Raw genomic sequence first — 10,961 nt, forward strand, 5'->3', positions numbered from 1 at the left:
AAAATATTGTATAATAATACAATATAAATTGAGAAGGAGAATGCTCATGAAAAAATCTAAATGGTTGGCCATTACTGGACTGACAGTCGTGTCAACACTGATTTTAGCTGCTTGTGGAAGCTCTAGTGCCAGCAATACATACTCTTATATTTATCTGACTGACCCTGATACCTTGGACTATGTAAACTCCAATCGGGCAACGACTTCTGATGTGGCTTCAAATCTGGTCGATGGTCTTTTGGAAAATGACAAGTATGGTAATCTGGTTCCATCTATTGCGGAAGACTGGACTGTTTCAAAGGATGGTCTGACCTATACCTATAAGCTTCGCAAAGATGCTAAATGGTATACATCAGACGGTGAAGAATACTCAGAGGTTAAAGCTCAAGACTTTGTCACTGGTTTGAAGCATGCAGCAGATGAAAAATCAGAAGCTCTTCCAATCGTCCAAAGCTCTATCAAAGGCTTGGATGCCTATGTCAAGGGTGAGTCAAATGACTTTTCAACGGTTGGCGTCAAGGCTGTCGATGACTATACGGTCGAGTACACTCTTAACCAGCCAGAAAGTTATTGGAATTCCAAGACGACTATGGGAATTCTCTTTCCGATTAACAAAGAATTTTTGGAATCAAAAGGAAAAGACTTTGGTACTGTAAAACCTTCTTCCATTCTTTATAATGGTCCTTATATTCTGAAGGCTTTTACTTCTAAGTCTGTCATTGAATACGCTAAAAACCAGAACTACTGGGATAAGGACAATGTCAAGGTTGAAAATATAAAGCTCACTTACTTTGATGGTTCAGATCAGGAATCACTGATTCGCAACTTCTCAGACGGTGCCTATTCTCAAGCACGGCTTTACCCAACAAGTTCTAACTACGCTTCTGTAGAAAAGCAATACAAGGATAATATTATCTTCTCACGGCAGGATTCAACTAGTTTCTATTTTGCTTTCAATCTGAATCGTAAGGCTTATAATCACTCATCTAAGACAACAGATGCTCAGAAGACATCGACTACAGCAGCTATTCAAAATAAAGACTTCCGTCAGGCAATCAACTTTGCCTTTGACCGGACATCTTTTGGAGCTCAGATGAATGGTAAAGACGGAGCGACTAAACTCATCCGTAGCTTGCTAGTTCCTCCTAGCTTCGTGCAGGTTGATGGCAAAGACTTTTCAGATGTTGTAGAGAGCAAACTTCCTACTTATGGCGATGAGTGGAGCGGTGTCAAGTTGACAGATGCCCAAGACAGCATCTACAATGCTGACAAGGCCAAGGCTGAGTTTGCTAAGGCTAAGGAAGCCTTGCAAGCAGAAGGTGTTGAATTCCCGATTCATATCGATATTCCTGTGGATCAGACTGACAAAGTCTTGGTACAACGGACCAACTCTTTCAAACAGTCTGTTGAAGCAGCACTCGGACAGGACAATGTCGTCATTGATGTTCAGCAAATGTCTACAGATGACTTTGATAACTCTGCCTATTTTGCAGAAACAGCAGCTCAGAAGGACTACGACCTCAACATGTCTGGTTGGTCAGCAGATTATCAAGACCCATCTACCTATTTGAATATTTTCAACCCAGAAACGGGTGACGCTACAGATAATATTGGTTTAGAAAAAGGGAAAAATGCTGATGTTGCAAATAAAGTTGGCTTGAATGAATACAAAGAGTTATTGGATGAGGCGGATAAGGAAAAACAAGATACCGACGCTCGTTATACCAAATACGCAGTAGCTCAGGCTTGGCTGACAGATAGCTCCATTGTTATTCCTGGTGTTTCTGGCGGTGGTTCACCAGTTGTTCAGAAGGTTGTGCCATTTACCAAGTCATACTCTTATGTCGGAATCAAAGGAGATGTCTATGTCTTTAAGAACATGGAACTCCAAAATGATATTGTGACGGCCAAAGATTACGAAGCGGCTCTTAAGAAATGGGAAAAAGAAAAGGAAGCATCCAATAAAAAAGCCCAAGAAGAGCTAGAAAAACATATCAAATAAGATTCTGAACAGCAAAAGTTTGACTCTTTGTGGCTGTCCTGAATTAAGTTATTTAGTTGAGAGAACATTTTGTTCTCTCTTTTTTATATCGGCCTCCATTACATTGAAGCGTTTACATCCTGTCGCAGAAGTGCTATAATGAAAGTAATCTTAATGAAAACTGGAGGAAGTTTATGAAAACATCTAAGTTAGCTGCTGCGACTGGACTTGTCATTCTCTCTGCAGGAATTTTGGCTGCCTGTTCGTTTGGTGGCTCCAATTCATCTGGGAAAAACTATAGCTATGTTTATACCGCAGATCCAGATACGCTGGATTACACAGTGTCCAATAAACGGGCAACCAATGAGATTATGGCTAATGTAGTGGATGGTTTGCTAGAAAGCGATAAGTATGGTAACTTAGTGCCTTCTCTAGCAGAAGATTGGACCGTTTCAAAAGATGGTCTGACCTATACTTATAAGCTTCGTAAGGGAGTGAAATGGTATACTTCTGATGGTGAAGAATATGCAGACGTGACTGCTAAGGACTTTGTGACCAGTCTGAAGCATGCTGCTGACAGCAAGTCTGATGGTCTCTATATCGTTCAAAAATCCATTAAAGGCTTGGACGACTATGTCAATGGTAAAATAACTGACTTCTCCCAAGTTGGTGTTAAGGCGGTGGATGATTCTACTGTTCAGTATACTTTGAATCAGCCCGAAAGTTTCTGGAATTCTAAGACAACCATGGGGATTCTTTTCCCAATTAATGAAGAATTTCTGAAATCAAAAGGTGACAAGTTTGCTCAGGGAACGGATCCGACCAGTGTCCTCTATAACGGTCCGTTTATCTTGAAATCCATCACTTCGAAATCTCAAATTAGCTTAGAGAAGAATCCTAACTATTGGGATAAGGAAAAGGTAAAAATTGACACTGTCAAGTTCTCTTACTATGATGGTCAAGATACAGAATCGCTGGTGCGTGGTTTCTCTGACGGTAACTACACCATTGCCCGTCTTTTCCCAAACAGCTCAAACTTTGCCAGTGTGAAGAAACAGTATGGCGATAATATCGTCTACACTCCTCAAGGTTCAGGAACCTTCTTTGTTACAACTAATATTGATCGTCAGTCTTACGAGCATACTTCTAAGACAACGGATGCACAGAAATCTTCCACTAAGAAAGCGCTGCTCAATAAAGATTTTCGTCAGGCTCTGCTTTTTGCCTTTGACCGTACTGCCTATTCTGCACAAACCAATGGCGAAGAAGCAGCAGACAAGCAGCTTCGTAATACCTTTGTTCCGCCAACCTTTGTTCAAGCCAATGGTAAAGAGTTCGGCAACATTGTAGAAGAAAATCTGGCTAGCTATGGCGATGAGTGGAAGGGAGTCAAATTAGACGATGCTCAGGATGGTCTTTATAATCCAGAAAAAGCCAAGGCAGAATTTGCCAAAGCTAAGGAAGCGCTGCAGGCAGAAGGAGTGGAATTCCCAATCCATCTGGATATTCCGGTTAGCTCAGCAGATACCAATGGCGTTAAGAGTGTTCAGTCATTGAAGCAGTCTATTGAAGCCAACCTTGGCTCTGACAATGTAGTAATTGATATTCAGCAGATGACAGATGATGAGTTGAATAATATCACCTACTTTGCGACCTCTGCATCCCAAGAAGACTGGGACTTGAATAATAATCTCGGCTGGAGTCCGGATTATAACGATCCATCTTCTTATCTGGAAATCACTGGATCTAAGACTGGTGAGAATGTTGACAGCTACTTTGGTTTTGACCCTGGCACAGACAATGCGGCAGCTAAAGAGGCTGGCTTTGAAGAGTATGATAAGCTCTTGGAAGATGCTGCTTCAGAAAACGAGGATATTAACAAACGTTACGAAAAATATGCGGTAGCTCAGGCTTGGCTGACAGACAGTGCTCTGTTGATGCCAGCTTGGTCATCTGGTGCAACACCAAGTGTCCGTAAGGTTGTTCCGTTCTCAGGACCATTTGCTTGGACTGGAAACAAGGGTGAATACAGCTTTAAATATGTTGAAATCCAAGATAAACCAATAACGACTAAAGATTATGAAAAAGCGCGTGAAAAATGGGCAAAAGAAAAGGAAGAATCCAATAAAAAGGCTCAAGAAGAACTCGCAGAACATATCAAATAAAGCAAGAAAATCCCATTGTAGCTACAATGGGATTTTTGATGATTTTAGAGGCGGAATGGGCGAGACTAAGGTTGTCTAATCCTATATAGCAAACATGCAGGAAGCCTGATTACATAAACATCTGAGGGTGCCAGTGAGCTAACTTAATATTCTGAAAATTTATTTTACTTTTAGTACTATCTATGCTATAATCTTAATTAAATCTAAAAATCTAAAAGATGGAGAAACCCATATGAAACAAAGCAAAGTCCTTGCGTTAGCAGGAGTTACTCTTCTTGCGGCTGGCTTTCTTGCAGCTTGCTCAGGCTCTAAGCCAAACACAAAATCAGGCAGTTCTAACACCTTTAATTATATCTACGAGACAGATCCTGAAAACTTGAACTATCTCACTTCAAGTAAAGCTGCTACAACAGACTTGACAGCAAATGTCATTGACGGTCTTTTAGAAAACGACCAATATGGAAACTTAGTTCCTTCAATGGCAGAGGAATGGACTGTATCACCAGATGGGAAAACTTATACTTATAAACTTCGCAAAGATGCTAAGTGGTATACTTCCGAAGGTGAAGAGTACGCAGATGTGACAGCAGAAGACTTTGTCACAGGTCTTAAGTATGCGGCAGACAATAAATCTGAAACAATCTACTTGGTTCAGGATTCTGTAAAAGGGCTTAAGGACTATATTTCTGGGAAGATTGATTTCTCAGAAGTAGGAATCAAAGCAGTTGATGATCATACTGTTGAGTATACTCTTAATGAGCCAGAAAGCTTCTGGAACTCTAAGACGACAATGGGAATTCTCTACCCAGTAAACAAAGACTTTTTGGAAAACCAAGGCGATAAGTTTGCTCAAGCAACTGATCCAACAAGCTTGCTTTATAACGGACCTTTCTTGCTCAAATCATTGACTTCAAAATCTGAAATCCAATTTGAGAAGAATCCTAATTATTGGGACAAAGAAAATGTTCACGTAGATGCAGTGAAACTCTCTTTCTATGATGGACAAGATCAAGGAAAACCTGCTGAGCAGTTCAGCCAAGGCGCATTGACAACAGCCAGACTTTTCCCAACTAGTGCGACTTATGAAAAGGTTGAAAAAGACTTTAAAGATAATATCGTCTATACACCTCAAGATGCCTCAACTTTCTTAGTAGGTACTAACATTGATCGTCAGTCTTATAATCATACGGCTAAGACATCAGAAGCTCAAAAAACTTCAACTAAGAAAGCCTTGCTTAACAAGGACTTCCGTCAGGCTTTGACCTTTGCCTTCAATCGTGAGTCCTATGCATCTCAGATTAATGGTAAGGACGGAGCAGACAAACTTCTTCGTAACCTTTACATCCCACCTACATTTGTGCAGGCTGGTGACAAGTCCTTCGGTGACTTAGTTAAGGAAAAAGTAGTAACTTATGGCGACGAATGGAAAGACGTTGACTTCTCAGATGGTCAAGATGGTCTCTATAACGAGAACAAAGCAAAGGCTGAATTCGCTAAAGCAAAAGAAGCTTTGAAAGCTGATGGAGTGGAATTCCCAATTCATCTGGACATTCCGGTTGATCAAACAGCTACTTCTAAAGTACAGCGCGTTCAATCCCTCAAGCAATCCATTGAGAAGACTTTGGGAACAGATAATGTTGTGATTGATGTTCACCAATTGTCTAAGGATGAAGTGACTAACATTACCTTGTTTGCTCCTTCTGCTGCTGAAGAGGACTGGGATATTTCAGATAATGTCGGCTGGTCTCCGGACTATCAAGATCCATCTACCTATCTTGATGTTATCAAACCTGGTGGTGAAAACACCAAGACCTTCTTAGGATTTGATGGCACAGATAATGCCGCAGCGAAACAAGTTGGTTTGGATGAATATACCAAGCTGGTTGACGAAGCTGGTGCAGAAAAGCAAGATTTGAACAAGCGTTATGAAAAATATGCGGCTGCTCAGGCTTGGCTGACTGATAGTGCTTTGTTGATTCCGGTAACTTCTAGAACAGGTCGTCCAACCTTGACTAAGGTAGTGCCTTTCTCAGCACCGTTTGCTTGGTCTGGTGCTAAGGCGCGTGAAGCAGCAAGTTATAAGTACATGAAATTGCAGGATGAGCCTGTAACGACAAAAGATTATAATAGCGCTCAGGAAAAATGGAATAAAGAACGTGCGGAATCTAATAAAAAAGCTCAAGAAGAATTAGCAGACCACGTGAAATAAGCTTGCTAAGAGAACTTTCTCTAATAGAGGAGAAAGTTCTTTTGGAATTTAAAGGAAACGATAAATGAAAAAATATATTTTTATGCGTATCTTACGCTCAATTGTGTCGATTTTCTTGGTGACGACCCTGACTTATGCCATTATCTATACTATGGTGCCAAGAAGGTTGATTTTCAAGCAGGATCCTAACTATAATAAGATAGCGACAAATAAAGATAAAAAGACTAACTATGAAAACACTATCTTTGAGCGGATGGGCTACATTGACTATTATGATACAAAGGAACTGCAGGAGAAGGCTAGTAAGGAAGATTCCTCTGTTACAACAGAAGCTACAGAAGCAAACAAGGAGATTTATCAGAAGTATATTGATAAACTTGGCAATGGTTGGAAATTGCAGAAATTCCCACTAAGCGGAGAATTCTATGCTGTACGTGAAGTGCCTGTTTATGAGCGTGTCTTTGAGTTCTATGCTAATTTGATTCAAATTGATCATCCAAATGTTATTCAAGATGAGGAAAATCCAAACCTAGAGCGTTATATCCGGTTTGAAAATGATCCTTCTGTTGGCTGGTCTCTTGTGGGTTCTGGTACCAAGCATAAGTATCTGCTGTACTTTAATGGTCAGTTCCCATTTGTCCACCAGAACTTTATTACCTTTAATTTAGGTAATTCTTATCCAACCTATGCTAATATCCCTGTTCTGCAGGTTATTACACAGGGACAAGGGCAAACTAAGTCTTCTGAAGTTCAATTCCCAACAGGCAAAAAGACATCGTCTGTTAACATTTACTCTCGTACCTATAAGACGCCAAGCAAAGCCGATTCACAGGACATTGCTAAGTTTGGTAAGGGAGATGCCTATACAGCGACTCAAAGCAACTATCAAAATCCATCCATGATTACCAGCTCAGCCATTATTGGTTTGATTGGTGTGGCCCTGTCTTATCTGATTGCTATTCCGCTCGGTTCCTACATGGCCCGACTTAAGAATACATGGTTTGATAGCATTTCCACAGCAGGTTTGACCTTCATGATGTCACTGCCAACCATCGCCTTGGTCTACATTGTCCGTTTGGCAGGGTCTGCCGTTGGTCTTCCAGATTCCTTCCCAATCTTGGGAGCGGGAGATTGGCGTTCTTATGTCCTGCCAGCTGTTATTCTAGGGCTTTTGAGTGCTCCTTGGACAGCTGTTTGGATTCGCCGGTATATGATTGACCTTCAGTCTCAGGATTTTGTCCGCTTTGCGCGTGCTAAGGGTCTCTCAGAAAAAGAAATTTCTAACAAGCACATCTTTAAAAACGCTATGGTGCCACTGGTATCTAGTATTCCAGCTTCAATCGTCGGAGTTATTGCTGGTGCAACCTTGACAGAAACAGTCTTTGCTTTTCCTGGTATGGGTAAGATGTTGATTGATTCTGTTAAGGCATCTAATAACTCTATGGTTGTTGGTCTTGTATTCATCTTCACATGTCTGTCTATCTTTGCCCTCTTGCTGGGTGACATTCTGATGACTGTACTGGACCCACGTATCAAGTTAACATCAAAAGGAGGTAAATAATGGCTACAATTGATAAAAGCAAATTCCAATTTGTCAAACGTGACGATTTTGCCTCTGAAACGATTGATGCTCCAGCCTACTCTTACTGGAAATCAGTCATGCGCCAATTCCTTAAAAAGAAATCAACCATTACTATGCTGGGAATTCTGATTGCCATTATTCTCATGAGTTTCATTTATCCTATGTTTTCAGACTTCGACTTTAATGACGTGAGTAAGGTAAACGACTTTAGCATGCGTTACATCAAGCCGAGTGGTCAGTACTGGTTTGGAACGGATAGTAATGGTAAGTCTCTCTTTGACGGTGTTTGGTTTGGTGCCCGTAACTCTATTCTTATTTCGATTATTGCGACAGTTATTAATTTGGCTATCGGAGTTATCATTGGCGGTATCTGGGGAATTTCCAAAACAGTTGACCGTGTCATGATGGAAATCTACAATATCATTTCAAATATCCCAGCCCTCTTGATTGTTATTGTCTTGACCTACTCTATCGGTGCTGGTTTCTGGAATCTTATTTTTGCCATGACGATTACTGGTTGGGTCGGTATTGCCTACACTATCCGTGTGCAGATTATGCGCTATCGGGATTTGGAGTACAACCTTGCCTCTCGTACTCTTGGTACACCGACTCTCAAGATTGTTACGAAGAACATTATGCCGCAGTTAGTATCTGTTATCGTGACTACCACTTCACAGATGCTGCCAAGCTTTATCTCTTACGAAGCCTTTCTGTCCTTCTTTGGATTAGGTCTTCCTGTAACAGTGCCAAGTTTAGGACGCTTGATTTCAGATTATTCTCAAAACGTGACGACAAATGCCTACCTCTTTTGGATTCCACTTACAACTCTGATTTTGGTATCCCTTACTTTCTTCGTAGTTGGTCAAAACTTAGCCGACGCCAGCGATCCACGTACACATAGATAGGAGTAAATATGACAAAGAATGAAAATGTAATATTGACTGCTCGCGATATTGTCGTGGAATTCGATGTTCGCGACCGAGTTTTAACAGCCATTCGCGGTGTCTCACTGGACTTAATTGAAGGCGAAGTGCTGGCTATTGTTGGTGAATCTGGTTCAGGTAAGTCTGTCTTGACCAAGACCTTTACTGGTATGTTAGAAGAAAACGGCCGTGTAGCCCAAGGAACTATTGACTACCGTGGCAAAGATTTGACGACTCTTCGCACAAACAAGGATTGGGAGCCAATTCGCGGTGCAAAAATTGCGACCATCTTCCAAGACCCTATGACGAGCTTGGATCCGATTAATACCATTGGAAGCCAAATTACAGAAGTCATAATCAAGCACCAAGGAAAATCAGCCAAAGAAGCTAAAAAAATGGCCATTGATTACATGAGTAAGGTCGGGATTCCAGATGCGGAAAAACGTTTCGAAGAATATCCTTTCCAATACTCAGGTGGTATGCGGCAGCGGATTGTTATTGCGATTGCCTTGGCTTGTCGTCCTGATATTCTTATCTGTGATGAGCCGACAACGGCCCTCGATGTAACGATTCAAGCGCAGATCATTGACTTGCTCAAATCGCTGCAGCAAGAATATCATTTCACAACCATCTTTATTACGCATGACCTTGGTGTTGTAGCTAGTATTGCAGATAAGGTTGCGGTCATGTATGCTGGTGAGATTATCGAATACGGTACAGTTGAAGAAATCTTCTACGAGCCAAAACATCCTTATACATGGAGTTTGCTGTCCAGCTTGCCTCAGCTAGCAGATGCAAATGGTGCCCTCTACTCGATTCCTGGAACGCCACCGTCTCTTTATTCACCAATCAAAGGGGATGCCTTTGCTTTGCGTTCTGACTATGCCATGTCAATTGACTTTGAAGAAGCAGCGCCGGCTTTCAATGTATCTGAGACTCACTGGGCTAAGACCTGGTTGCTCCATGAAGATGCGCCTAAGGTTCATAAGCCAGAGATTATCGAAAACCTACATGAAAAAATTCGTTCAAAAATGGGCTTCAATCAATTAGAAGCTTAGGAGGAAGGAAATGACTGAAAAATTAGTTGAAATTAAAGATTTAGAAATTTCCTTCGGCGAAGGAAGTAAGAAATTTGTAGCAGTAAAAAATGCAAATTTCTTCATCAATAAGGGGGAAACTTTCTCTCTTGTAGGAGAATCAGGTTCTGGTAAGACTACTATTGGTCGAGCTATTATCGGACTTAATGATACCAGTGCAGGTGATATCTTCTACGAAGGCAAAAAGATTAATGGGAAAAAGTCTAAAGCAGAAGAAGCGGACTTGATTCGTAAGATTCAGATGATTTTCCAAGATCCAGCAGCCAGCCTGAATGAACGTGCAACGGTTGACTATATCATATCTGAGGGTCTCTATAATTACCATTTGTTTGATAGCGAAGAAGATCGTCAAAGAAAAGTCAAAGATATCATCAATGAAGTTGGCTTGTTGGCTGAGCATTTAACTCGCTATCCTCATGAATTCTCTGGTGGACAGCGTCAGCGGATTGGGATTGCTCGCGCTTTGGTCATGAAACCAGATTTCGTAATTGCTGATGAGCCTATCTCAGCCTTGGATGTATCTGTCCGGGCTCAAGTTCTGAATCTTTTGAAAAAATTCCAAAAAGAGCTGGGCTTGACATATCTTTTTATTGCCCATGACCTTTCGGTAGTTCGTTTTATTTCTGATCGTATCGCCGTGATTTACAAAGGTGTCATTGTAGAAGTGGCAGAGACAGAAGAACTGTTCAACCATCCTGTCCATCCATACACACAATCCTTGCTCTCGGCTGTTCCAATACCAGACCCAATCTTGGAGCGTAAAAAAGTGTTGAAGGTCTATGATCCTGAACAGCATGATTATTCTGTTGATAAACCAGAAATGGCAGAGATTCGTCCGGGACACTATGTCTGGGCTAACAAAGCTGAGCTTGAAAAGTATAAAAAAGAACAAGAATAGAAAAAATGTCCGAAAGGGCATTTTTTCGTCTTTAAAAAGAAAGAATGTAGGTCAATTTACCAGCCTCAAAGGTATGTAGAACTAACCACCAATTTAAAAATAATAA

General features: G+C 41.1%; 7 protein-coding genes. All 7 read left to right on the forward strand.

Annotation, left to right across the window (positions count from 1 at the left end):
- The first annotated feature begins 46 nt into the window (after positions 1-46).
- The 7 genes from QZ169_RS10930 (at position 47) to QZ169_RS10960 (ending at position 10,855) form a co-directional block, all read left to right on the forward strand.
- Positions 47-2,002 carry a peptide ABC transporter substrate-binding protein gene (locus tag QZ169_RS10930; RefSeq protein ID WP_295507014.1) on the forward strand — a complete coding sequence of 652 codons (1,956 nt, stop codon included), beginning with the start codon at positions 47-49 and terminating at the stop codon, positions 2,000-2,002.
- Positions 2,003-2,175: 173 nt separating this feature from the next.
- On the forward strand, positions 2,176-4,146 hold the full coding sequence (locus tag QZ169_RS10935) for a peptide ABC transporter substrate-binding protein (protein WP_295507016.1): 1,971 nt from the start codon (positions 2,176-2,178) through the stop codon (positions 4,144-4,146).
- A 232-nt stretch (positions 4,147-4,378) separates the two neighbouring features.
- A complete protein-coding gene (locus tag QZ169_RS10940) occupies positions 4,379-6,355 on the forward strand; it encodes a peptide ABC transporter substrate-binding protein (protein WP_149565898.1) in 1,977 nt (658 codons plus the stop codon).
- Positions 6,356-6,419: 64 nt separating this feature from the next.
- Positions 6,420-7,916, forward strand: a complete 1,497-nt coding sequence (locus QZ169_RS10945) for an ABC transporter permease (RefSeq protein ID WP_295507019.1) — start codon at positions 6,420-6,422, stop codon at positions 7,914-7,916.
- Complete coding sequence (gene oppC / locus QZ169_RS10950) at positions 7,916-8,842, forward strand: oligopeptide ABC transporter permease OppC (RefSeq protein ID WP_295507021.1); 927 nt, start codon at positions 7,916-7,918, stop codon at positions 8,840-8,842. The genes QZ169_RS10945 and oppC overlap by 1 nt, the downstream gene beginning before the upstream one ends.
- An 8-nt stretch (positions 8,843-8,850) precedes the next feature.
- Positions 8,851-9,918: an ABC transporter ATP-binding protein gene (locus tag QZ169_RS10955; RefSeq protein WP_072074534.1), complete on the forward strand. Its 1,068-nt coding sequence runs from the start codon at positions 8,851-8,853 to the stop codon at positions 9,916-9,918.
- 10 nt (positions 9,919-9,928) lie between these two features.
- Complete coding sequence (locus QZ169_RS10960) at positions 9,929-10,855, forward strand: ATP-binding cassette domain-containing protein (protein ID WP_295507023.1); 927 nt, start codon at positions 9,929-9,931, stop codon at positions 10,853-10,855.
- Positions 10,856-10,961 lie beyond the last annotated feature (106 nt).

This window comes from uncultured Streptococcus sp. (genome assembly GCF_905372115.1).
Taxonomy (GTDB): Bacteria; Bacillota; Bacilli; order Lactobacillales; family Streptococcaceae; genus Streptococcus.